The sequence below is a fragment of the Roseibium sp. Sym1 genome, assembly GCF_027359675.1.
Classification (GTDB): domain Bacteria; phylum Pseudomonadota; class Alphaproteobacteria; order Rhizobiales; family Stappiaceae; genus Roseibium.
On record NZ_CP114786.1, the window covers coordinates 1,746,607 to 1,770,040 of the forward strand.

Sequence of the window (23,434 nt, forward strand, 5' to 3'; positions counted from 1 at the left end):
TGCCGGATAGTGCCGGTGTTTCTGCCTTGAATGCGGCGAGTCTGTTCAGGCATGTCCAAGCTTACCTGAGAACCGATGGTATTCGCAGACACGGCTGAAGGTAAGAAAGAATTGCAAGCAGAAAGCCTGAGCCCAAGCAGAAGGCCACGAACCAGGTGGAAAAAAGTGAGACGACCCAAAGCAGCATTGTCAAAAACAGCATCACGGCAACAGATAAGACTCTGATGACTGTTTTGGATACGAACTCCAGCGCGGATGTCGTTCCTGAAAAATATCCGCGCAGGTCCGAAACGAACGGCAGACTGATCCGGAACAGAAGAGCCCACCAGAGGATGGTGAAGAACGTGACCACAGGTTCGCTGCAAATGCTCAAAAACTCGTACTTTGCGATTTCCCAAGGTGTGGCTTCTCGGACCGAGAATCCGAAAAATGTTGTTTCATAATCTGGATAGTTGATCGGTTTGCCATCTTTCTCGACAACCGCACCTGTTTCGAATCGTGGAGGGAGAGGTTGATAGAGCAAACCGTTGTGTGTGTCGTAGACAACGCAGCTCTCAATTCTTTTGTCTGACGCGCAAATAAGAAAAAGCGCTACCGAAGTCGGGGTTGCGGCGCGAAGCCTGCCCTTTTTGTTGACGATGATAACCTGTTGCGGATCGGCAACGACGACACCGTCTCCATTGAGGATCTTGAGAAACAGCTTCTCGCCGTCGGGTCCGGAGAGCTCCAGCTGCTGCGTATAGTAAGGCGAATGAGCAAACGCGCTCGCGCAAAGACACAGATAGACGCAAACAGGCTGAAGAAAGAGCTTAGCGAGACGGCTTGATAAGTGGGGCAATGGACAAATCCGGATGAGGCATGAAGGTTTGATTCATGCTGGCGTCCAAGTTTGCAGGTGCCGTGCGGAAGGTTTGCAGAAACTGTGCATTCCCAAGAGCAAATTCAGCGCCATCAACCAGGTCTGCCGAATGGAGTTCACGACGCTGGATTGAGCCTAACACAGCCTCCACGATGACCGCGATTCCCTGATCGCCGCCGTTGCACATGCAGGGCCCGAACCGTGCATCTGCCGCCTATTGAGCGCGCGATTGCTGCCTAAGAAGCTCCGAAAAGTCAGCCATGAAAGCCGAGAACTCGGTACCGAGGTAATGGTAGAGCTCTGACGTGCGGATCAGGCGCGCCATGGCCGGTTTTTCCGAGATATCGCCTTTGCCCAATTCCGTCTCGACCAGGATGTCGCTTGCGAGAAAGCCATCCAGGAGATGGCGCTCATAGTCCATCCAGAGATCCGCGGAACTGGAGTATTTGACGAAGTTGAACTGATCGGCGTTGGCTTGTGCATATTCTTCCTGCCACCATCGCCCGATCACGTAACCGATCTTGCTTGTTGCGCTCAAGGTCCCGGATCCTTGGATCCAGATCGCTTCGCGGGCCTGCAGCACCGGTTGTGCGGACCGGACGAACCCGGTTTCGTAGGAGTCCTCGACGAGACGCAGACGGAACAGTTCCCCGCTGACGTCATGCGCATTGAAGGCAACGACGCCACGTCGGCCCGGATAGGGGGCTGTCGTCAATTCGCAGCCAAGCTTTCGGTAGAGGCGTTCGACCTGTGGGACGACAACCGCATTCAGCGCGAGGTCCTCGACGATTGCGACAGGTCCCGGACAATAGGCCAAGGCTGTTCCCGCCATTGTCAGGCATCCCGCGAGGAGGCCGACAAGCCGGATGAATTGTAACAATCTGGACCTTTGCACCGAGGTTTCAGGCATGGTGCGCCAAGTATCACCGATTTTCCTTTGCCTGCAATAGAAAACGCCTGACTATTTAAAGATGTACTACCGTAAGCTGCACGGTTATATTGAAGCAGCCGCGCAAGTATTGGTTCACTTTCTTTTCCGGAAGTGGAAACACCAGTGTTTCAGACGGTGTTTTCCACGATCACCGCGATGCCCTGACCGCCGCCGATGCACATGGTGGCCGCGCCGAGGCTGCCGCCGCTGCGTTTGAGTTCGTAGACAAGCTTGGTCATGATGATCGCGCCGGTGGCGCCGATCGGGTGGCCGAGGGCGACCGCACCGCCGTTCGGGTTGACCTTTTCCTCCGGCAGTCCGAGCAGGTCGTTGACCGCGCAGGCCTGCGCGGCAAAGGCCTCGTTCGATTCCACCACATCGAGATCACCGGCGGCAATGCCGGCCCGCTTCATCGCGATTTGCATGGCCGGAACCGGACCGATGCCCATCACCGCCGGATCGACACCGGCGATGCCGTAGGAGCGGATCTTTGCGAGTGGCGTCACGCCGAGTTCCCTTGCCTTGTCGGCGCTCATCAGGATCAGCGCGGCGGCGCCGTCATTGAGGCCGGAGGCATTGCCGGCCGTCACCCGGCCGTCTTTCCTGAAGACGGGGCGGAGCTTCTCCATGTCCTCGATTTTTGCTTCGTGACGGACATGCTGGTCCGTGTCGAAGACGGTTTCCCGGCCCGGTCGTCCCAGGGTCAGGGGCACGATCTGGTCCTTGAAGAAGCCTGCCTTGATGGCTTCGCTGGCCCGGCGGTGGCTTTCCAGCGCAAAGGCGTCCTGGCGTTCGCGCGAGATGCCGTGTTCCTCGGCGACGTTTTCCGCCGTCACGCCCATGTGGCCGATGCCGAACGGGTCGTGCAGGGCGCCGGTCATCATGTCGACGATCGGCGCATCGCCCATTTTCTGGCCGAACCGGGCACCGGGCAGAGAATAGCCGGCACGGCTCATGTTTTCCGCGCCGCCGGCGAGCGCAACCTCGCCGTCGCCAAGCGTGATCGCCTGGACCGCGGAGACGATCGCCTGCAGGCCGCTGCCGCAAAGCCGGTTCATGGTCAGCGCCGGGGCGTGATCGGGAACACCCGCCTGACGGGACGCAACGCGCGAGAGATACATGTCGCGCGGCTCGGTGTGGATGACATTGCCGAAAAAGGCCTGGTCGATCACGCCCGGCTCGATCCCCGCCCGCTCGATCGCGGCCTTGGCGACCGTGGTGGCCAGGTCACAGGGCGGGCTGTCCTTCAGCGCGCCGCCGAAACTTCCGACCGCCGTCCGCGCGGCGCTTGCAATCACGATGTCTGTCATGAATCCATTCCTTTAACGTCAACTTCCGTCGACCTTGCCTCTTTTGTCCGGCGACTTCCAGTCGGCAAAACGGTGAGCATCTGCAGCATGCGGGCGTCAGATCTTCAACAGGACCGAGCCTGCACGCTCCCCGGCGGCGATGATGTCATGGGCTTTCGCGCAGTCGGCGAGGTCCAGGACATCAGAGATCCGGAATGTGAGGGCGTTCTTCTCCAGAAGGTCCGACAGGTTGCCGACGGCCGCGGCGCGCTCGGCTTCGGAGAGAAGATAGACCAGCACAAGGTCGAGGTGGGCTGCCTTGAACATCAAGGGATAGAACGGCAGCACCGGGGTCATGTCCTTGGCCGAACCATAGGCGGCGATGGTGCCGCGCTCGGCAATGACCTTTGTGTCGGTCTCGGCATTCCGGCCGAATTCGACCTCGACGATCCGGTCGACCAGCTTGCCGCCGGTGGCTTCCAGGATCTGGTCAGCCAGATCGTCGGCGGTATAATCGAAGACATGCGCCGCGCCGGCGTCGCGGGCCGCCTGCAGTCCGGCGCTGCCGCGTGCGGTCGCAAGCACCGTTGCGCCGCTGGACGCAGCCACCTGGATCGCCAGATGGCCGACGGTTCCGGCGCCGCCGCTGACAAGCACGGTTTTCCCCGCGACGGGTCCACCGGCGAGCACCGCATGCACCGCGGTCAGGCCGGGGATGCCGAGGATGGCGCCTTCCTCGAAGGAGACGCTGTCCGGCAGTGTCACGGCCTGGATTTCCGGAACGGCGATATGCTCCGCAGCCGTCCCGAAGGCGCGCTGCCACTGTCCGTTCCAGATCCAGACCCGTTGGCCGATCCGGGCCCTGGAAACGCCCTCGCCGACTGCCTCGATCACGCCGGCGCCGTCGCTGTGCGGGATGATCTTGGGAAAGGGTGGCTCGGTCACGCCCGGACGGCCTCCGGCGCGGGCGCGTATATCCGACGGATTGACCCCGGAGGTGGAAAGGCGCACCAGGACCTCGCCGGCAGCGGGATCGGGTGTCGGCAGGTCCTCGAGTGTCAGGACCTCGCCTGCCGGGCCGAACCGGTCATAGGTGATCGCGCGCATGGCTGTCTCCCTGGAATTTTCTCACCGGACTACCGGCATAACGGTCGACGGGCCCGAAGGGAAGGCGGCAGGCAGCGCTCACGCTCTGAAGGTGGCGTCAAACACCTTCTCGTAGATCTGCTTCACGGCGGCCGTTTCTTCCCAGCCCTGGCGGTAGAGATTGGAAAGGCCCGGCGCGGCATTGACCTCCAGCACCACGGCGGCGGTGTCCGGGCGCTGCTCGAAGGGCGCGATCAGGTCGACGCCGGCATATCGCAGGCCAAGCGCACGAACCGCCTGGCGGGCCATGGCGTGAATGTCGGGGGTGAGTGCGGCGGTGATGATCTTGGCCGTGCCGCCGGAAGAGAGATTCGAGACCGGCAACAGCGCCACGGTCTGTCCGGCTTCCGGCACGCTTTCCAGCATCAGGGCCTGCTGGGAAAGTTCGAAATCAATGCGGCCGTCCGAGGGGTCGATGCCCGGATGCGCGTCGACCAGCTCCGCAAGACTGCTGGTGCCGTCGCCTGTGACCTGCGGAGCGTGGCGCTCGAACGCACACAGAACCTCGCCATCAAGCACGAGGACCCGGAGGTCGGTTCCGCGGATCTCTTCCTGGACCAGCATGGCCGGGTGGCTCTTGGCCAGGATCGTGAGAGCGCTTTGCAGCGTGTGATAGGTGTCGACCCGCATGACGCCCCGGCCTTCCTGGCCTTCGTTCGGCTTCACATAGAGCGGGAAGCCGGTGTCCTCGGCAAAGTCGAGCACGTCTTCCGGCGGCCGCTTGCCGGTGCGGACCTCGTCGCCCTGCACGAAATGGCTGGCGGGCACGGCAATGCCGGCCTCTTTCAGGAACCGGCAGGCATAGGCCTTGTCGTTGGCGATTTCGGCGGCACCATAGGGGTTGAGGTCGAACCGTGTGCCCTTGAAGAACCAGCGCCGGCCGGAGCGGTTTTCAACATAGCCGGCATGGCCGTGCGGATCTCCGGTCGTCAGGCTGAGACCCTTGCCGGCGCAGTAGCTTTCGAGCAGCTGGCAGACGACCGACCGGCTGCCCGGGGTGGTGTCACCGGTCACGGAACTGTCCGGTGCCCGTCAATTCTTGTCCTGGCGCGCGTTGGCCAGGTAGTCGATCTTGAACAGGTCGGGATTGGTCGGAGCGTTGGACACGACATTGTAGACCGCGACCGAGGTGTCATAGCCCTGCTGGTCGGTGACCGTCCATTGTTTCAGGGCGTAGTCCTTGGCATCGAAGATCAGCGTCAGCGTGCCCGAATTGAACTTGGTCTTGTCGAAAATGGTGACCGTGACCAGGTCCTCTTCCACCAGCACGTTGGTGACATTCGTGTCCCGTTGCAGGTCGATGCTGTCGGACAGCAGGAAGCGCAGCGGCGTCTGCCCCAGCGGCCAGATGTCCTGGGTGTTGAGCTTGCGGTCGCGCACGGAGACCGACTTGCCGTCGGCGACGATGTCGAGCACGGACGGCTTGTTGTAGTAGAATCGCACCTTGCCCGGCCGGGCCATGTAGAACTTGCCGTCCGACTGGGACCCGTCGGGACCGAACTGGATGAAGTCGCCATGCATGGTCTTCACCGAGTTGAAGTAGGAATTCAGATCCTTGAGCGTCTTCTGTTCCTGCTCGGTGAGCGCGCTTGCCGGAAGCAATGCCGAGAGGGACAGGACTGCGGCCAGGCCTGCTGCCGCTACGGGCTTGATCAGACGAAGGGCGAGGCGTTTCAACATGATGCAATGTCCTAAGTCGTTTTCTCTGTCACACGGTTCCCCTTAGCTAGGGATCGTGTGTGGCAAAGCTTTGGCATCCTTGTTCATAATTCCACAAAACTTGCCGGAAGACGTATCAAAATTCCTCTTCGACGCCGTTCTGCACGAGAATTTCCCGCTTGCCGGCGTGGTTGGCCGGGCTGATCAGCCCTTCCTGCTCCATGCGTTCGATCAGCGAGGCGGCGCGGTTGTAGCCGATCGACAGGCGCCGCTGGACATAGGAGGTCGAGGCCTTCTTGTCGCGCAGGACGATGGCCACGGCCTTGTCGTAAAGGTCGTTGCCCTCGTCGCCGCCGCCCAGTCCGCCACCGCCGTCATACGGGCTGTCGCCTTCGTCGTCCTCTTCGGTCACCGCTTCCAGATATTGCGGCGTGCCCTGGACCTTCAGGTGCTTGACGATGTCCTCGACCTCGTCGTCTGAAACGAACGGACCGTGGACACGCTGGATACGGCCGCCACCGGCCATATAGAGCATGTCGCCCATGCCGAGCAGCTGTTCGGCGCCCATTTCACCCAGGATCGTGCGGCTGTCGATCTTCGAGGTGACCTGGAAGGAGATCCGGGTCGGGAAGTTTGCCTTGATCGTGCCGGTGATGACATCCACCGACGGACGCTGGGTGGCCATGATCAGGTGGATGCCGGCGGCACGGGCCATCTGGGCGAGGCGCTGGATCGCGCCTTCGATGTCCTTGCCGGCCACCATCATCAGGTCGGCCATTTCGTCGACGATGACGACGATATACGGCATTGCCTCGAGCGGCAGTTCCTCTTCCTCGTAGATGGGCTGGCCGGTGTCACGGTCGAAGCCGGTCTGGACGGTGCGGGTGAAGCTCTCGTTCTTTTCCAGCGCCTGCTTGATGCGGGTGTTGTAGCCGTCGATGTTGCGGACGCCCATCTTGGACATCTTCTTGTAGCGGTCCTCCATCTCGCGGACGGTCCACTTCAACGCGACGACGGCCTTTTTCGGATCGGTCACCACCGGGGTGAGGAGATGCGGAATGCCGTCATAGATCGACAGTTCCAGCATCTTCGGATCGATCATGATCATCTTGCACTGATCCGGAGTGAGCCGGTAGAGCAGCGACAGGATCATGGTGTTGATCGAGACCGACTTGCCCGAACCGGTGGTCCCGGCGACCAGCAGGTGCGGCATGCGGGCGAGATCGGCGACAACGCTTTCGCCGTTGATGGTCTTGCCGAGCGCCAGCGCCAGTTTCGACTTTGATTTCTCGAAGTCCTGGGCCGCCAGAAGTTCCCGGAGATAGACGGTCTCGCGCCGCGCATTGGGCAGCTCGATGCCGATGGCGTTCTTGCCCGGAATGACGGCGACGCGGGCGGAGATCGCGCTCATGGAGCGGGCGATGTCGTCGGCAAGGCCGATGACACGCGAGGACTTGATGCCCGGTGCCGGTTCCAGTTCATAGAGCGTGACGACGGGGCCGGGGCGGACCTCGAGGATCTCGCCGCGGACGCCGAAATCCTCCAGGACGCCTTCCAGGATGCGGGCATTCTGTTCCAGGGCGTCGGCCGACAGGCCCGGCACCTTGCCGCCGGCCTTCGGTTCGGCGAGGAAGCGCAGCGGGGGCAGCTCGTATTCTTCCGCTGCTCCCAGGAAGGATGGCTGTGCTTCCTCGATCGCACGCTTGCTCTGTTTCGGGCGCGGGGCTTGCGGGACGACCCGCCCGGCCTGCGGAGCAGGTTGCTGAGGCGCGGCCCTGGCGGGCTCCGGTGCGGCGATGCCGACGGGCATGGCCTGCTGGCCCGAGACCGGTCCCTTGTCGATCAGGAGGTCATCCGGTTCGAAGGTGTCACCCTCCTCCGCATAAGGGTCGCCGGCTTGCGGATCGTCCGGATCGTCGTCGGGATGGCGGCCTCGCTCGTAGAACTCGTCGAGCCCGTCGTCGTCCCCTTGCATCAGCCGGCCGGTCAGGGCCCTGCGGAACGCCTTCAGGCGGCTGCCCTGGTCGCCGTCCTCGGGTTCATATTCCGCTTCAAGCTCGTCCTCGGACCAGTCCTCGTCCTCCATAGGCCGCGTGCGCCGCAGGCCGGTCAAGCGGCGCAGCTGGGCGGCGGCAAGCAGGCCCCAGTGTCCCATCTGGCCCATCGCCGCGCTGGCCAGCATGGCAAGTCGCGATTCGCCGTCCTCTTCATCGAAGTCGAGCTCGTCCTCGATCGACTTGCCGTGGCCCGTGGGGGTCTGGCCGGGTTCAATGCGCTGGGCAGGGGCACCGGCGGCGCCGAGCCAGCCGGCCGCGGCCAGCAGGAACAGGACAGCGGGAACGCCAAGCCCGAGACCGCCGACGATGGTCGCCGCGCCTCCGGTCATGTTGTCCGTGATCACGGCCGGAACGCTGTGAACGGTGTCCCCCAGGAAGCCGCCGAGACCCGTGGGCAACGGCCAGCTTTCCGGCACCGGCAGCGCGGCGAGCGCACCGGCGGCGAGGCCGGACCCGACGAGCCAGAAAAACAGCCGCTTGCGGCCGATGCCAAGCGCATGCCCGGTCAGGAGACGCCAGCCCCACAGGACCAGGGGAACCAGGAACACGGCGGTGGCCAGACCGATGGTCTGCATCAGGATGTCGGCCAGGATCGCGCCGGGCGTGCCGAGCGCGTTGCGGACCGGATCTCCGGTAGCGTGGTTGAGGCTCGGGTCGCTGACCGACCAGGTCGCCAGCGCGGCCGCCAGCATCGCGGCGAAGGCAATGATGCCGAGACCGGCGGCGCCGACCAGGTTGCGCCGGAGGAAGCGCTTGAACGGGCTTTCGGTGTCGAGAAGATCGACCGAAGACCTGCGGCCGTTGCCGCGAACTGCGCTGGCCCGTCTCATTGCGTGTCTCCCATCCAGTTTGCCAAACGGTCGAGGGCGATTCTGGCCTGTTCCAGGGGTGCCGCCAGGCTGATCCTGATGTAGTTCCGTCCAGGATTGCTGCCGTCCGACTGATCCGAGGCCAGGAAGCTGCCCGGCAGAACCTTGAGGCCGGCGTCGCGCCAAAGGGACCTGGTCACCGAGATGCCGTCGCCCCAACGGCTGACATCGAGCCAGAGGAAAAACCCGGCTTCCGGTGTCACCGGACCCAGGATCGGGCCGAGGATTTCTTCGGCGGCAGCGAATTTTTCGTTGTAGAGCCGGCGATTTTCAATGACGTGGGCCTCGTCCTGGTAGGCACGCACGGCCACGGCCTGGGCCGGGAGCGGCACCTGCGGCGCGGCCAGACCCCGGAATTTCGCCCATTTTCTCAGGAAATCCGGGTCGCCTGCGGCAAAGCCGCATCTGAGGCCCGCCAGATTGGAGCGCTTCGAAAGCGAGTTCAGCACGATGATCTTGGCAAAGCCCTCGCCCATTTGCACGGCGGCTTCCAGAATGCCCGGAGGCGGGGTCTTGCGGTAGATCTCCGAATAGCATTCGTCCGCGAAGATGAAGAACCGGTGCTTGCGTGCCAGGGCGATCAGCCGCTGCCAGTAGGCGATGTCGGCGACATAGCCTTCCGGGTTGGTCGGCGAGGCGACGTAAAAGGCGACGGTGCGGTCGAGCAGATCCGTATCGAGACTGTCCAGATCCGGCAGAAAGTTGTTGCCGGCGACCGCGTCGAGCAGAACCGCCTCGCCGTCGGCCACATGGGCCGCTGCGGCATAGGTCTGGTAAAACGGGTTGGGCAGGATCACGGCCGGATGATCCAGGCCCTTGTCCAGCTGGTCGCGCGCAGCGATCGCACCAAAGGACAGGCCTTCACGGGAGCCGTTGAGCGGCAGCACGCCGTCTTCCGGGTCGATTGTGCCGCCAAGCGCATAGCGCTTGTCCAGCCAGGTCGCCACTGTCCGCCGGAATTCCGGTGACCCCTTGATGGGCGGATACCGCCGGAAGTCCGCCATGTTTTCCGTCAGAACTTCCGCGGTAAACTCCGGAATCGCGTGTTGCGGCTCGCCAATGGTCATGATGATCGGGTCGAGACCCGGTGTCTCGCCGTCCAGGAGATCGGCAAGACGTTGAAACGGATTGGAGCTCGGCAGGGAGACACCGCGCTGATAGGGCTTTGGGCTGGCAATCATCTATGATCCGGCAGTCGTGACGCATAACTTTGCGACGACCCTATCGCCTGCTTGGTAAATCTCTTATTAACCAAGCGGGCCGGGGACAACACATTCCGACAATTGTTCCGCCCGGTGAACTTTACTAATCTCGGCCTTCACACCTTGTCATTGACCGCAAAGAGCCTCTCATGCCGGCGAGAAAAGATCCGATCTCCGTTGTCTGCTTCGGCGATTCCCTGACCTGGGGCTTCAACCCGGTGGACAAGTCCCGGTACGGCCATGACATCCGCTGGACGCGGCTCTTGCAGGGCGAACTCGGGCCGGATTTCTATGTGATCGAGGAAGGCGTCAACGGACGCACGACCGTCTTCGAGGACCCGGTCAAGGGCGACAAGAACGGGCTCAAGCACCTGGAAACCGTGCGCAAGACCCACATGCCGATCGATGTCCTGGTCATGATGCTCGGCACCAACGACCTGCAGGCGCGTTTCGGCATGAACGCAGACACGATCGCGATCGCCATGGGCCGGCTTCTGGATTTCGCACGCCGTCCGACGGATGACGCGGAAGGCCGGGCACCGAAGGTGCTCCTGATGGCACCGCCGCCGCTCGCCCCCATGGCAGGCACGCCTTTCGTGGCGCAATTCAGCGATCAGAGTGTTGCCGAATCCCACCGCCTCGCCGCGTGCTACCGGGAAAAGGCCACCGAATATGGCGCGGCCTTTTTCGACACGGGCACGGTGATTTCGGCAAGCGCGGTGGACGCCATCCATTTCGACGCCAAACCGCAGGCCGGACTGGCCGCGGCCGTCGCGGTGGAGGTGCGCAAGCTGGCTGATTGAGATCTGATAGCCAGTTTTTCGGGGGGCAGACTTGTACCCGCGCCGATCCTGGCAACTCCCCGAACCTGGGCGGGAAAGACCGTGTCTTAGGGGATATTCCGATACCTCGATTACTTCTACAATTTCAGGCGCGCATTAGGCTTCGATTCAGACTGTAAACCTATAAGTTGTGGTGGCCGCCATTGGGTGGCTTTTGGACGTATAGATTTATGGTTGGAGGTTTCCGAATGTTTCGCAGCATCGCTGCCTTATCCGCTTTGCTGATGGCCGTTTCTCCCGCCCTGTCCCAATCGTCCTCATCAGCCAGCGACCATGTGCGCAGTCTGGTGGTGAATGGATTGGACGTGCCGACGGTACAGCAACGCGTGTTCAATGACCTCTTCAGATTGGCGCCATCAGGCAGGCTGACGCAAGACATCGCCGACACCGTGGCGCGACGGGACGAGGCCAAAAAACGTCAAGACACGCTCTCCAAGATCCTGCGGAATGACCTAGACGGCGACGGAAACGTGTCGGCCAAGGAAATCGACCGCGTCAGAGGAATTCTTCAGGGACACGAGCGGGTCTCCTTCGAAACCATGGTGCTCGAGGTCGATTCCGATGAGGACGGTATATTATCCGGAGCGGAGATTGCGAACCGGGTCGATGCAGAAATTGCGGAAATGCGGGAGTCGGCCGGACGTCGCGGACTTCAGGCAACGGCGTTTCTGGAGTTCGACATCGACGGCGATGGCGTTGTGGATGTTGAAGAGGTGAAAGCCTCAATCAAAAGTATCGCCAAGGACGCACTTCAGGCGAAGGAGCAGCATCTTTCAAATTACTCCGGCGATCTCAAAAGCCGGAAACCGGTCAGGACCTGCAATCTGCCTGCACCTTCAGCCAATGCGCTGGCCGTATATATTGGGGGCGGCCGGGGAATCTCACTCTCCACGGCGGCTGTCGATGGTCTTGATGAAGAAACCAGCTTCGCAACACTCGAGATCGAGAAGGGGAGCAAACCGCTTTACATTGTTGCCGTTCCGAGCGGTGTGACGGTTCTACGCGTTACCGGCGCAACCGAGCGCGTGGAACGTTTTGTCGGCGCCGGTAGTAAAGCTGTTGGTGTGATAGGGCTGCCTGCGGAGATTGTGGAATTCGTGTCATCATCCGACTGCGATATTCCCTCTGCCAGTCAACCGGAGACCATAGACTGGAGCCGAGCAAATTCAGCGCTGACATATGCTCTGGAACGGAAGGTTCAGATGATAAGCGACTCCAGGTTCGGTAGATTGAAGGTGCCGTCCGGCCAAAACAAAAAGCCAGTGCCGGCAACGTCAGCCAGTCGCTACAACGCCCTTGTGATCCGCAAGGGGAAACAGCGCTTTCGCATGACAGAGAATGGTTTTGAAGAGACGAACCCCTTGGCAAGCGATAGCGAGACTGAGCCATCAGCGATCGCAAATATTGTTCGAGAGTTTCTCGGGACCTACCCGGGGGGAATTGAAATTGTCGCACCGGAAGACATTCTGACCAGTGGCAAGGCGGAAACGTATGACGTGTTGCCAAACAATGCGGGACTTGCCCAGCTGATGAAGAGCGGTGCGCTGAGAAGGTTGAGAGACGGTTCTTTTTCGATCGACAAGCCTTTTGCCCGATTTCCTGCAGGGATGAGATCGCACAACTTCCTATTGCGATCAGGCGTTCCGATGCCCGCAGGTCGGCTTGAGCACGGCGGAATATTCATCGAGGAAACCGGAGAATGTCGGGGCAGGTGCTGAATAGCGGCTGGTGGAACACAAAACCGGCGCTGCGCACGGATATGATCAAAAATCCACCGTCAGGCCTTTGATCTCCCAGTCGTCGTAGCGGGTCGGCTCGAGTCCGCCGCGGCCGTTGACCTCTTCGGGCATGGCTTTCTGGCGTGCATCGATCTCCCGGCGGCGGTCCTCGGCTTCCTGCAAGGCGCGCTGGGCCGCCGGCGGCAGCTCTTCGAAGCGCTTCTTCGGGGCTTCCGCGACACCGGTCTTCAGGGAGGGGGCGTCGTTCTGGCTGTAGGCCGTCGTCGGGCTGTCCGTTTTGTCCGTCATGGGTCTCGGCTGATCTGGATTACGGTTCTGTCATGTCTATATAGGGTAATCTTGCCAAGATTGGCAGCACTCCCCATCTTTTGGACGAGCCCGGGCGGGAACGGCCCGGACAATTCGTGACGACAAGGACCGGAACCCGGCAGCGATGAACTACATTCGCACAGCAATGCTTCTGGCGGCAATGACCGCCCTGTTCATGGGCATCGGCTTCATGATCGGCGGGCAGGCGGGCATGGTGATCGCCCTGGCCATCGCCGCGGCCATGAACCTGTTCAGCTACTGGAACGCGGACAAGATGGTGCTGCGCATGCACCATGCGCGGGAAGTCGACGAGCGCAGCGCACCGGATTTCCACCGGATGATCGCGCGGTTGGCGCAGAATGCCGGCCTGCCGATGCCGAAGGTCTACATCATCGACAATCCGCAGCCGAACGCCTTTGCCACGGGCCGGAACCCGGAAAACGCCGCCGTGGCGGCGACGACAGGGCTGCTCGACATGCTGTCACCGGAGGAAGTCGCCGGAGTGATGGCCCACGAACTGGCGCACGTGAAAAACCACGACACCCTGATCATGACGATCACGGCGACGATTGCCGGCGCGATCTCGATGCTGGCCAATTTCGCGTTTTTCTTCGGCGGAAACCGCAACAACCCGCTCGGCATCGTTGGCATGCTGCTGATGATGATCGTGGCGCCGATGGCCGCCATGGTCGTGCAGATGGCGATCTCGCGAACCCGGGAATACGCGGCCGACCGCATGGGCGCCCAGATCTGCGGCGAGCCGATGTGGCTGGCCTCCGCGCTGGGCAAGATCGCCGGCGGTGTGGAGCGAATCCACAATCCGGACGCCGAGGCGAACCCGGCCACGGCACACATGTTCATCATGAACCCGCTGTCCGGAGAGCGCATGGACAACCTGTTTTCCACGCACCCGAACACACAGAACCGGATCGACGAATTGCGCAAGCTGGCGGCTTCCGGTCTCGGCACCGGCGGTCCGGGGTCTTTCGGCCGCCAGGGTTCTCATGGAACCGGGCCCCGCGCCGGTGCAGGTCCCTCCTCCGTGCCGTCGAGCGGCTCCCGCCATCCGAAAGGCCCCTGGGGCTAGGCCGGACAGGAACAGGCAAAAACCGCTTTGACGGTGGCAGCCCCGGCTCTAGAATGATGCTAGCGCGCCGCAGCCGGAGGACCGGTCTGCGGCGCTTGGTTTTGAGACAGGCCGGTTTTCTCCGGCCGACGACGCGATTGGAATGGCTCCGTGACCAGACGGCCGAACAACAAACAGAAAACCGCGGCCGGTCCGGCTCAGGAAAAACCGGAAAAGCCGGGATTCGCGGCCCGCAAGGTGGCCGCGGACATTCTCGGCAATGTCGTTCACAAGAAACGCCCGCTCGATGGCGAGCTGGATGCCGCGTCCGGCCATTCCGGGTTCCGCGCGCTTGCCGGAAACGACCGCGCGCTGGTTCGCGCCATTGTGGGTGCCGCCTTGCGTCACCGCGGTGAGATCGCCGAAATCCTCGAGCGCCTGCTCGACCGGCCGATCCCGGAAAAAACCGGCCGGGTGCTGGACATTCTGCACGTGGCGATCGCCCAGATGCTGTTTCTCGACATTCCGGATCGCGCCGCCGTTTCGCTGGCGGTCGACCATGCCGGCCTGGACCGCCGCGCCCGGCCCTACAAGGGCCTGGTCAATGGCGTCCTGCGCCGGTTGGGGCGGGAAAAGGACGAGGTGACGGAAGATCTCGATCCGACCCTGCTGAACACGCCGGACTGGATGCGGGAGAGCTGGGAAGAGTCCTATGGCGCGGAGATCGCGCGGGACATCGCCGCAGCGCACCAGGCGGAAGCCGCGCTGGACCTTACCGTGAAATCGGACCCGGAGGCCTGGGCCGACAGGCTCGGCGGTGCCGTTGTCGGGGCCGGCAGCGTGCGGCTCCTGAAGAAAGGCGCGGTGGATGCGCTGGACGGCTTCGAGGACGGAAGCTGGTGGGTGCAGGATGTCGCCGCGGCCCTGCCCGCGCGCCTGCTCGGCGACGTCAAGGGTCTGAAGGTCGCGGACCTGTGTGCAGCCCCCGGCGGCAAGACGGCCCAGCTCGCGGCGGCCGGAGCGGACGTGACCGCCGTCGACATCTCCAAGGGCCGCCTGAGGCGGCTTGAGGAGAACATGGCCCGGCTCGGCTTCAGCGTGACCACGTCCGTTTCGGACCTGCGCAAATTCGAGCCGCAGGAACCGTTCGACGCGGTTCTGCTCGACGCGCCCTGCAGCGCCACCGGCACGATCCGCCGGCATCCGGACGTGCCCTGGATCAAGAAACCCTATGACATTGAAAAGCTGACCGAAATCCAGCAGGAGCTGCTCGACCGGGTGATCAACTGGGTGAAACCGGGCGGCTTGATCGTCTATTGCACCTGCTCGCTCGAAGCGGCCGAGGGGGAAGCGCAGGCAGCGGCTTTCCTGGAGCGCCAGGCCGGCAAGGTCGAGCCGGTGGCCGTCGAAGCCGCCGAGGTTGGCGGTCTTGAACACCTTGTCACAAATACGGGGTATATGCGCTGCCTGCCCTGTCACAAGGCGGCAAGGACTGACGATTTCGATGGTATGGATGGGTTTTTCGCTGCCAGATTCAGGCGTCTTTAACGCTGCATAAACCGTTCACTTGCAATGATTCTCTAAATGAAATGCTAACCTTAATGGTTCGTTTTCGTATTTTCTTGGTCGGAGAGTTCCCATAGACGCGCATGAACCATCATTATCGGGGATGGTTTGGTGAATATCGCAAGCCTCAGTGAAAGAAGCCGAATCTGGCGTCTTGTGGCCCTGCATGTTTGGCAACGTTCCCTGAAATGGATGCATGGCGGACCGCTGTTCCGCATGCAGCCGTTTTCGGCTGTGCCGGCGCGTCTGCTGATCGCGCCGCAGGATCTGCGCACCGCGGATGCGACCAACGCCGCCGATATCTATGGCGGCCGGTTCCTGTTTTCAGGGCACCTTGTGGAAACACAGGGGCGCTCGCCTTTCGAACTCAAGGCAGTGCACGAGGACTGGCAACGCGAGTTGCACAGTTTCGGCTGGTTGCGCGACCTGCGCGCGTCCGACAGCCAGATCTCCCGGCAGAACGCCCGCGCGCTGGTGGAGGACTGGATCCGGTATTCCGGACGCTGGCATGACATCGGCTGGGAAGCGTCGGTGGTCACCCGGCGGATCCTGTCCTGGCTGGCGCATTCGCCCTTCATCCTTCAGGACGGCGACCATGACTTTTACCGGAGTTTCGTCAAGTCGCTCGCACGGCAGGTGCGCTACCTGCGCCAGACCATCAACGAGACCGAGGATGGTGTCGAACGGCTGCATGGCGCGCTGGCGATCGCCTCGGCCTGTATCTCCATGGCGGGCCAGGGCCGGTTTGCCCGTCAGAGCATCCGCCGTCTCGACCAGGAACTGACCCGGCAGATCCTCCCTGATGGTGGCCATATTTCCCGCAACCCGCGGGCGCTGATCGATATTCTCGCCGATCTGCTTCCCGTCCGGCAGGCATTTGTCGCTCAGGGGCTGGAAGTGCCGCCGGCGATGCTGCAATCGGTGGACCGGATGATGCCGCTGCTGAGGTTCTTCCGGCATGGCGACGGCGCCCTGGCGCATTTCAACGGCATGGGATCGACACCCAGCGATCTGGTTGCCACCATCCTTGCCTATGACGATGCAAGGGGCGCACCGCCCGTCAATGCGCCGCATTCCGGGTACCAGCGGCTGAGCGGTGGAAGTTCGGTCGTTCTGATCGATACGGGCCCCTCTCCTGCCCTGAACGTATCCTCCGACGCCCATGCGGGCTGCCTTTCGCTGGAGTTTTCCTCCGGCGCCAACCGGATCGTGGTGAATTGCGGCGTCTCGCCAAAGTCGAACCCGTTGTGGCGCCGGGTCAGCCGGTCAACAGCGGCCCACTCGACCGTCGTCGTCGAGGACACCTCGTCCTGCCGTTTCCTGTCCGACAGGCCGTTCGGCCACATTCTCGGAGCCCCGATCCTTTCCGGGCCGGCAAAGGTGCCGGTCGCCCGCGAGGACGACACCATGGGCAGCCGGGTCACCGCGTCCCATGACGGCTATGCCGCCGAGTTCAACGTGATCCACGAACGCGACCTGAGGCTTGCCGGCGACGGCACGGTGCTGGACGGTGTCGACACCCTGAGCGCGGTCGGGCCGATCGACCGGGAACATCACTACGCCATCCGTTTCCACCTTCACCCGAGCGTGCGCAGTTCGCTCGTCAGGGGCGGTTCGGCGGTGCTGCTGGTCTGCCGGGACGGCGAAGCCTGGGAATTCGAGGCGCCGGGCAACGAGGTGATGCTGGAGGAAAGCATCTATCTGTCAGATGTCTACGGTCACAGGAAGACGGATCAGATCGTGGTTGCCGGATCGCTTCAGGAGGCGCCGTCGGTCAGCTGGCAGTTCCGCAAGACGGCCGTCGCCAAGCTCAGCCGCCGTGGCACCAGCGATTTCGATGACCTGGAAGAACTGCCCCTGGAGGAAGAATAGCGGCGCTTCGACTTCTGATGAGCTTCCGATTTGCCTGAAGACGTGCTAGGGCGACGCCAACTCTCCCAAGGCGTCCCAATCGCGAGGCAAATTCATGGCCATTGTGTCCAAAGCCGTTCCCGTTCCGGAACTCGTTCCCGTCAAACGCGCGCTCCTGTCGGTCTTCGACAAGACCGGCCTGGTCGATTTCGCCAGGGCGCTTGCAGAGCGCGGTGTCGAACTGGTTTCCACGGGCGGGTCCTTCAAGGCGCTGAAAGACGCCGGGCTGGCGGTCAAGGACATTTCCGAGGTGACGGGCTTTCCCGAAATCATGGACGGGCGGGTCAAGACCCTGCACCCGAATGTGCATGGCGGTTTGCTGGCGATCCGCGACGATGCCGACCACCAGGCTGCGATGAAGGATCATGGCATCGGCGGCATCGATCTTTTCTGCGGCAATCTCTATCCGTTCGAGGACGTTGTCGCCTCGGGTGCCGACTATGCGACGGGGATCGAGAATATCGACATCGGCGGGCCCGCCATGACCCGCGCCGCCGCCAAGAACCATGCCTATGTGACCGTTGTCACCGACCCGGCCGACTACGAAGCCGTGATAGCCGAACTCGACGCCAATGGCGGCCAGTCGCCCATCGCGCTGCGCAAGAAACTGGCGCTGAAGGCCTTTGCCCGCACCGCAGCCTATGACGCGGCGGTCTCGAACTGGATGGCGGAGCAGCTGGACGAAGCCACACCGGCGCACCGCGCCGTCGGCGGGGCGCTTGCCGAAGTCATGCGTTACGGCGAAAACCCGCACCAGACCGCAGGGTTCTACAAGACCGGCGAAAACCGTCCGGGCGTCGCCACGGCGAAGCAGCTTCAGGGCAAGACGCTGTCCTATAACAACATCAACGACACGGACGCGGCCTTCGAACTGGTCAGCGAATTCGACCCGGCCCGCACCAGCGCCGTGGCGATCATCAAACACGCCAATCCCTGCGGCGTCGCGGAAGGCGCGAGCCTGAAAGACGCCTATGAAATGGCACTGCGCTGCGACCCGGTCTCGGCCTTCGGCGGCATTGTCGCCCTGAACCAGACGCTGGACGCGGCCGCGGCCGAGGAAATCGTCAAGATCTTCACCGAAGTGATCATTGCTCCGGACGCGGACGAGGCCGCCCGCGAGATCATCGCCGCCAAGAAGAACCTGCGCCTGCTGGTCACCGGCGGTCTCGCCGACGCCCGCGCCAAGGGCCTGTTCGTCAAGTCCGTGGCCGGCGGTCTCCTGGTGCAGTCGCGCGACAATGGTGTTGTCGACGATCTCGACCTGAAGGTGGTGACCAGGCGCGCACCGAGCGACCAGGAACTGGCCGACCTGAAATTCGCCTTCCGCGTTGCCAAGCACGTCAAGTCGAACGCCATCGTCTATGCCAGGGACGGGGCCACGGTTGGTGTCGGCGCCGGCCAGATGAGCCGTGTGGATTCGGCCCGCATTGCAGCGCGCAAGGCTCTGGATGCGACCGAGGCGGCAGGTCTCGGGGAGCCGCTGACCAAGGGCTGCGTGGTCGCTTCCGACGCGTTCTTCCCCTTTGCGGACGGCCTGCTGTCTGCGGCCGAGGCGGGTGCCACCGCGGTCATCCAGCCGGGCGGTTCCATGCGCGACGACGAGGTCATCGCGGCGGCCGACGAGGCGGGCCTTGCCATGGTCCTGACCGGCATGCGCCACTTCCGCCACTAAAGCGGAACAGCTCCGGAAATGTCTCTGTGTTCCGGCCCGTTCAGGGCCGGGACCGTCCCGTTTGAGACCTTCCGCCCGACGCTCCCAAAATACTGGAAAACCTGACGGGATAACCTTGGAACCGTTCACTCCTTGAAGACCTTGTTAACACCGCTTCGGTATTCTGGAAGAGGTTGGGGCAGTTCATCTGCCGCTTTCTTGAGAATTGCGGAGACTACGGGTGTTTAAAAAAGCGAAGGTCACAACAAAGCTTATCGGGGCCAGTGCCGCCGCCCTGACGGTTGCCCTTGTGGTCGGCATCAGCTTTATCGGCTGGAAAGCTTCGGAGATCACGAGCGACCTGGCCAAGGCCGAAGCGGAAACGGTGGCCCGTGAACAGGCCGAATTCGTCCGGCGTGGTCTGGAAAAGGGGCTCAAATCGGCGCAGGCCCTTGCAAGCACGCTCGAAGGCATGAAAAAGGGCGGCATCGCCGACCGTGAAGCCTGGAGCGCCGTTGTCGAGAACCTGGCGCTTACAAACAAGGACCTGTCGGGCGCCTGGGGCGTTATTGTCGGTGACCAGCTCGACGGCAGGGACGCCGAGTTCAAGGGCAATGAAACCTGGGCCGTGAACGGCGCGTGGCAGCCCTATTACTTCCGCAAGGCGGATGGCACCCTTGCCTACCGGACGATCGAGGAAATCGCGGTCGGTGACATGAGCGATGCCGGCCAGCTCTGGTTCAACGGCGCGTTTGTTCCGGGCAAGGACTATGTCACCGAGCCCTACAGTTGGGAAGCCGACGGCAAGACCGTCACGGGCGTCTCCTTCAGCATTCCGATCAAGAATGGCGGCAAGACCATCGGCGTCGCCGGCGGCGACATTCTTCTGACGCCCCTTTCCGAGGCGCTCGGCAGGCAAACCCCCCTCGACACCGGGTCGGTCCATCTGGTCTCCCAGAACGGCGTCTGGATCGCCCATCCGGATCCCGCGGTGCTCGGCAAGTCATGGGCGGAAGGCCGTTCCGATGCGGATCTGGCGGTTCGCGACGCATTGCTGGCAGCGGTCAAGGCCGGTGAACCTTTCGCCTATGACGGCTATTCCAACACGCTTGGCACCAACGTGCACCGCATCGTCACACCCGTCGAGATTTCCGGGACGGATGCAAAGATGGCGGTCGTGGTCAACGTGCCGCTCGACACGCTGAATGCGGCCTCGTCCGAAATCACGGCACTGATCATCGGTGTCGGCATCGTGCTGCTGATTGTTGTTGCCCTGTCCATCTACCTGGTCGGCAACACGATTGTCCGCCGTCCTCTGGAACGCGCTGTCTCCAGCATCCAGGCGCTGATCGACCGCCGTTACGACGAGCCGATCCACGACACGGACCGCGCCGATGAAATCGGCGAAATCAGCAAGGCGCTGGAAGTGTTCCGCGACAAGGCCCGGCAAGCCGAGGCGCTCGCCGCCGAACAGGAAGAAGCACGGCGCCAGCAACTGGCCCGGGCGGAGCGGATCAGCGAGCTGTCACAGAATTTCGACCGCCAGATTTCCGAGCTGACTCAGACCGTCATGACCCAGGTGGAAGACCTGAACGCCGCTTCCGGCACGTTGACGGCCGGCGCGGACGATACCAGCGACAAGTCCACGGCTGTCGCGGCGGCCTCGGAAGAGGCATCCTCCAACGTTGAAACGGTTGCCTCGGCCGCCGAGGAGCTGATGGCATCGGTCGGTGAGATTTCCCGCCAGATGACCCAGTCGACGGAAATCGCCGCTCATGCCGTCGATCAGGCCCAGTCGACCAACAGCAAGATCGAGGGGCTGGCGGAAGCCGCCAACCGGATCAGTGAAGTGGTCAAGCTGATCACGGATATCGCCGAGCAGACCAACCTGCTGGCCCTGAACGCCACCATCGAAGCGGCCCGCGCCGGAGAAGCCGGCAAGGGGTTTGCCGTCGTGGCGGCGGAGGTGAAGGAACTCGCCAACCAGACCGCCAAGGCGACCGAGGAAATCTCGCTGCAGATCCAGTCGGTCCAGACGGAAACCGCCGGTTCCGTCGAGGCTATCAAGGGTATCTCCGAAACCATCGAGAAGATGAACGAGATCTCGTCCTCGATCCAGAGCTCCGTGGAGCAGCAGGGCCTGGCCACGGACGAGATCGCCCGCAACATCCAGGAGGCCTCGAACGGTACCCAGGAAGTCGCCCAGAACATTGTCAAGGTGGCGGCATCGGCCGACGATACCGGCAACGCGGCGCGCCAGGTGTCGGCGTCGGCCAACGTGTTGCAAAGCGAGGCCGGCAGGTTGCGCCAGGAAGTCGAAGGCTTCCTCGCCAATGTCCGCCAGGTCGGCTGACACCAGGTTTCAAGCTGATTGGGAAACGCGCCGGTGAAAGCCGGCACGTTTTTTGTTTGTCTCAGACAATCCAGCCGGAAAAGCTCTAATCCGTTGAATAGGTCTCCAGGACAAATTGGGATCCTTCAAGTCTTTCCCGTAGGAAAGGCTCGAATTCGTCCGAAGGACTTTTCAGGTACTCAATGATGGCTTTCTCGACCTTGGCCAGTGCGACTTTGTGGCGTCCGTACAGTCCATGATACCCCTTGGAGGAGAGAAACTGTTCGCCTTGTTTTTCTTCCAGCCATGCGAGCTCCGCAAATTGGTCATCTGTCCAGCGGGATGTGATATTGCGATCCCAACCCGTTTTTAGTCTTTCAAGCAGTTCGGGATCGCTCAAGACCGTCTTTGCATAATCCAGCAACAACGCGATCGGCAGTGCCGATAACCGTTCTTCCTTCTTGTTCCGTGGAAAGCCGACATAATCAGAACTCATGCCATCTCCCGCTCGCGCACCTTCAGGAGCAACACAAGGCCCACGCCGAAGAACACCAGGATCACCGACATGCCGGCCGGCTGGCTGCCGGAAAGGCTGGTGACGATGCCGACGGCGAGCGGGGCCAGAAAGCTGGTGACCTTTCCCGACAGGGCCAGGAGACCGAAATACTGGGTCATGTGTTCCGCCGGCGCCAGCCGCACCAGCAGGCTGCGGCAGGAGGCTTGCAAGGGGCCGGACACCGCGCCGATGACCGCGCCGAGGCCGATGAACATCTGTTCCGGCAGGGAGGCGAACAGGGCGCCTTCCGGAGCCGCTGCCGTCCTGACGACAAAGAAGACGGTGTCCTTGTCGATGGAGATCATGCCCAGCCCGCAGAACATCAGCACGACCAGCGCGAAGACGATCACGGGTTTGGCGCCGAAACGGTCGTCCATGGGGCCGCCGAGCACAAGGCCCAAAGTGCCGGTGATGGTCAGGATGATGCCGAACGTGCCGATTTCGATGGCGCCCCAGCCGAGCTGGCCACCCGCATAGATGCCGCCAAAGGCGAACAGCGCCACCAATCCGTCCTTGAAGATCATGTTGGCCAGCAGGAACCGGAAGATGTTGCGGTTGGACCGTGCCTGGGCAAGGCTTGCCTTCAGGCTGTTCAACCCGGCACGAATGGCGGGGCCGAGGCTGGCCTGGTGCGGCACGTCCGGCACGAACAGGAACATCGGCAGGGCAAAGACCAGATACCACAATGCGGAGAACGGGCCGGAGGCCCTGTCGCCCTCGCCGGTGGCCGGGTCGAGACCGAAGAGAGGCGTCATTCCAAGCAGCGTCTTGCCTGTGTCCGCGCTGGCGGCCAGGAACCCGAGAGTGATCAGGAGCGTGATCAGGGCGCTGGCATAGCCCATGGCCCAGCCGAAGCTCGACAGTCGGCCGATCCTCTCCGGGGGCACAAGAGACGGCATCATCGCGTTGTTGAAGACAGTCGCGACCTCGATGCAGAAGGTGCCGATGCCGAAGGCGACGAGTGCGATCAGGATACCGTGCGCGCTTCCTGGCGCGGCCTCCCAGAAGGCCCAGCAGCAGATCACGAACGGGATCGAGAAGACAAGGATCCAGCGCTTGCGGCGGCCGGTCGCGTCGGCGACGGAACCGAGCACGGGGGCGGTGAGCGCAATGCCGAGGCCCGCGGCGGCGGTGGCATACCCCCAGAGCGCCTGACCCTCCGCCGGTGTCGCGGCCAGGGCCGAAGCGAAATAGGGGGCAAAGACAAAGGTGGTGATCAGCGTGAAGAACGGCTGCGCGGCCCAGTCGAACAGCGCCCAGGACAGCACGGCCCGCGGGTCGGTCTTGGCCGGAGGAACTTCGGAAGTGACGGTCATTTTCGAAGGTCCTTAAGAAAGGCGGCTGACGCCGCTGAAGTGCCAAGCCAATCAACTTGTTCAGCGTCATCCTGAGGAGGGCAAAGCCCGTCTCGAAGGATCGGCCACTTGTGTTGGAATTCGCCGCCGATTCT

General features: G+C 62.6%; 18 protein-coding genes. 7 read left to right on the forward strand and 11 right to left on the reverse strand.

Going from position 1 to position 23,434, the window contains the following annotated elements; translation table 11 throughout:
• Positions 1-61 precede the first annotated feature (61 nt).
• From O6760_RS08005 to O6760_RS08040, 8 genes are all read right to left on the reverse strand, one after another.
• The gene (locus tag O6760_RS08005; RefSeq protein WP_269584958.1) at positions 62-838 is read right to left on the reverse strand and encodes a hypothetical protein; all 777 of its coding nucleotides are present in this window, start codon (positions 836-838) and stop codon (positions 62-64) included.
• 235 nt (positions 839-1,073) lie between these two features.
• Positions 1,074-1,691, reverse strand: a complete 618-nt coding sequence (locus O6760_RS08010; RefSeq protein ID WP_269584959.1) for a hypothetical protein — start codon at positions 1,689-1,691, stop codon at positions 1,074-1,076.
• A gap of 227 nt (positions 1,692-1,918) precedes the next feature.
• Complete coding sequence (gene bktB / locus O6760_RS08015) at positions 1,919-3,100, reverse strand: beta-ketothiolase BktB (protein ID WP_269584960.1); 1,182 nt, start codon at positions 3,098-3,100, stop codon at positions 1,919-1,921.
• A gap of 96 nt (positions 3,101-3,196) precedes the next feature.
• Positions 3,197-4,186: an NADPH:quinone reductase gene (locus tag O6760_RS08020; RefSeq protein ID WP_269584961.1), complete on the reverse strand. Its 990-nt coding sequence runs from the start codon at positions 4,184-4,186 to the stop codon at positions 3,197-3,199.
• 78 nt (positions 4,187-4,264) lie between these two features.
• Positions 4,265-5,239: an ATP-grasp domain-containing protein gene (locus tag O6760_RS08025; protein ID WP_269584962.1), complete on the reverse strand. Its 975-nt coding sequence runs from the start codon at positions 5,237-5,239 to the stop codon at positions 4,265-4,267.
• Positions 5,240-5,257: 18 nt separating this feature from the next.
• Complete coding sequence (locus O6760_RS08030; RefSeq protein ID WP_269584963.1) at positions 5,258-5,905, reverse strand: outer membrane lipoprotein carrier protein LolA; 648 nt, start codon at positions 5,903-5,905, stop codon at positions 5,258-5,260.
• A 115-nt stretch (positions 5,906-6,020) separates the two neighbouring features.
• A complete protein-coding gene (locus tag O6760_RS08035; protein ID WP_269584964.1) occupies positions 6,021-8,771 on the reverse strand; it encodes an FtsK/SpoIIIE family DNA translocase in 2,751 nt (916 codons plus the stop codon).
• Positions 8,768-9,991: an aminotransferase class I/II-fold pyridoxal phosphate-dependent enzyme gene (locus O6760_RS08040; RefSeq protein WP_269584965.1), complete on the reverse strand. Its 1,224-nt coding sequence runs from the start codon at positions 9,989-9,991 to the stop codon at positions 8,768-8,770. The genes O6760_RS08035 and O6760_RS08040 overlap by 4 nt, the downstream gene beginning before the upstream one ends.
• A gap of 170 nt (positions 9,992-10,161) precedes the next feature.
• Between O6760_RS08040 and O6760_RS08045 the strand changes: the two genes are divergently transcribed.
• Together O6760_RS08045 and O6760_RS08050 are read left to right on the forward strand one after the other, a co-directional pair.
• Positions 10,162-10,815, forward strand: coding sequence for an SGNH/GDSL hydrolase family protein (locus O6760_RS08045; RefSeq protein WP_269584966.1), 654 nt, complete (start codon positions 10,162-10,164; stop codon positions 10,813-10,815).
• 227 nt (positions 10,816-11,042) lie between these two features.
• Positions 11,043-12,572: a hypothetical protein gene (locus O6760_RS08050; protein WP_269584967.1), complete on the forward strand. Its 1,530-nt coding sequence runs from the start codon at positions 11,043-11,045 to the stop codon at positions 12,570-12,572.
• Positions 12,573-12,617: 45 nt separating this feature from the next.
• Here the strand turns inward: O6760_RS08050 and O6760_RS08055 are convergent, their stop codons facing one another.
• The gene (locus O6760_RS08055; protein WP_269584968.1) at positions 12,618-12,881 is read right to left on the reverse strand and encodes a DUF1674 domain-containing protein; all 264 of its coding nucleotides are present in this window, start codon (positions 12,879-12,881) and stop codon (positions 12,618-12,620) included.
• Positions 12,882-13,026: 145 nt separating this feature from the next.
• On the opposite strand from O6760_RS08055, the gene htpX reads away from it, so the two are divergent.
• The 5 genes from htpX to O6760_RS08080 all read left to right on the forward strand — a co-directional run bounded on the left by htpX (position 13,027) and on the right by O6760_RS08080 (position 21,449).
• The gene (gene htpX, locus O6760_RS08060; protein WP_269584969.1) at positions 13,027-13,989 is read left to right on the forward strand and encodes a zinc metalloprotease HtpX; all 963 of its coding nucleotides are present in this window, start codon (positions 13,027-13,029) and stop codon (positions 13,987-13,989) included.
• A 150-nt stretch (positions 13,990-14,139) separates the two neighbouring features.
• Positions 14,140-15,516, forward strand: coding sequence for an RsmB/NOP family class I SAM-dependent RNA methyltransferase (locus O6760_RS08065; protein WP_269584970.1), 1,377 nt, complete (start codon positions 14,140-14,142; stop codon positions 15,514-15,516).
• A 210-nt stretch (positions 15,517-15,726) separates the two neighbouring features.
• Entirely contained in the window at positions 15,727-17,406 is a 1,680-nt protein-coding gene (locus O6760_RS08070; RefSeq protein ID WP_269586231.1) for a heparinase II/III domain-containing protein, read from the forward strand.
• A 94-nt stretch (positions 17,407-17,500) separates the two neighbouring features.
• Positions 17,501-19,117, forward strand: a complete 1,617-nt coding sequence (gene purH, locus O6760_RS08075; RefSeq protein ID WP_269584971.1) for a bifunctional phosphoribosylaminoimidazolecarboxamide formyltransferase/IMP cyclohydrolase — start codon at positions 17,501-17,503, stop codon at positions 19,115-19,117.
• A 220-nt stretch (positions 19,118-19,337) separates the two neighbouring features.
• The gene (locus O6760_RS08080) at positions 19,338-21,449 is read left to right on the forward strand and encodes a methyl-accepting chemotaxis protein (RefSeq protein ID WP_269584972.1); all 2,112 of its coding nucleotides are present in this window, start codon (positions 19,338-19,340) and stop codon (positions 21,447-21,449) included.
• 85 nt (positions 21,450-21,534) lie between these two features.
• On the opposite strand, the gene O6760_RS08085 is transcribed toward O6760_RS08080, so the two are convergent.
• Together O6760_RS08085 and O6760_RS08090 are read right to left on the reverse strand one after the other, a co-directional pair.
• Positions 21,535-21,924 (reverse strand): hypothetical protein, encoded by a 390-nt coding sequence (locus tag O6760_RS08085; protein ID WP_269584973.1) that lies wholly within the window; start codon positions 21,922-21,924, stop codon positions 21,535-21,537.
• Positions 21,921-23,300: an MFS transporter gene (locus O6760_RS08090; RefSeq protein WP_269584974.1), complete on the reverse strand. Its 1,380-nt coding sequence runs from the start codon at positions 23,298-23,300 to the stop codon at positions 21,921-21,923. The genes O6760_RS08085 and O6760_RS08090 overlap by 4 nt, the downstream gene beginning before the upstream one ends.
• Positions 23,301-23,434: the final 134 nt, after the last annotated feature.

Coding starts and splice junctions, on each gene's coding strand:
- O6760_RS08035 (WP_269584964.1), bottom strand. CDS start 8,771: ATGAGACGGGCCAGCGCAGTTCGCGGCAACGGCCGCAGGTCTTCGGTC.
- bktB (WP_269584960.1), bottom strand. CDS start 3,100: ATGACAGACATCGTGATTGCAAGCGCCGCGCGGACGGCGGTCGGAAGT.
- O6760_RS08030 (WP_269584963.1), bottom strand. CDS start 5,905: ATGTTGAAACGCCTCGCCCTTCGTCTGATCAAGCCCGTAGCGGCAGCA.
- O6760_RS08045 (WP_269584966.1), top strand. CDS start 10,162: ATGCCGGCGAGAAAAGATCCGATCTCCGTTGTCTGCTTCGGCGATTCC.
- O6760_RS08085 (WP_269584973.1), bottom strand. CDS start 21,924: ATGAGTTCTGATTATGTCGGCTTTCCACGGAACAAGAAGGAAGAACGG.
- O6760_RS08090 (WP_269584974.1), bottom strand. CDS start 23,300: ATGACCGTCACTTCCGAAGTTCCTCCGGCCAAGACCGACCCGCGGGCC.
- O6760_RS08020 (WP_269584961.1), bottom strand. CDS start 4,186: ATGCGCGCGATCACCTATGACCGGTTCGGCCCGGCAGGCGAGGTCCTG.
- O6760_RS08040 (WP_269584965.1), bottom strand. CDS start 9,991: ATGATTGCCAGCCCAAAGCCCTATCAGCGCGGTGTCTCCCTGCCGAGC.
- O6760_RS08010 (WP_269584959.1), bottom strand. CDS start 1,691: ATGGCGGGAACAGCCTTGGCCTATTGTCCGGGACCTGTCGCAATCGTC.
- O6760_RS08050 (WP_269584967.1), top strand. CDS start 11,043: ATGTTTCGCAGCATCGCTGCCTTATCCGCTTTGCTGATGGCCGTTTCT.
- htpX (WP_269584969.1), top strand. CDS start 13,027: ATGAACTACATTCGCACAGCAATGCTTCTGGCGGCAATGACCGCCCTG.
- purH (WP_269584971.1), top strand. CDS start 17,501: ATGGCCATTGTGTCCAAAGCCGTTCCCGTTCCGGAACTCGTTCCCGTC.
- O6760_RS08055 (WP_269584968.1), bottom strand. CDS start 12,881: ATGACGGACAAAACGGACAGCCCGACGACGGCCTACAGCCAGAACGAC.
- O6760_RS08070 (WP_269586231.1), top strand. CDS start 15,727: ATGCATGGCGGACCGCTGTTCCGCATGCAGCCGTTTTCGGCTGTGCCG.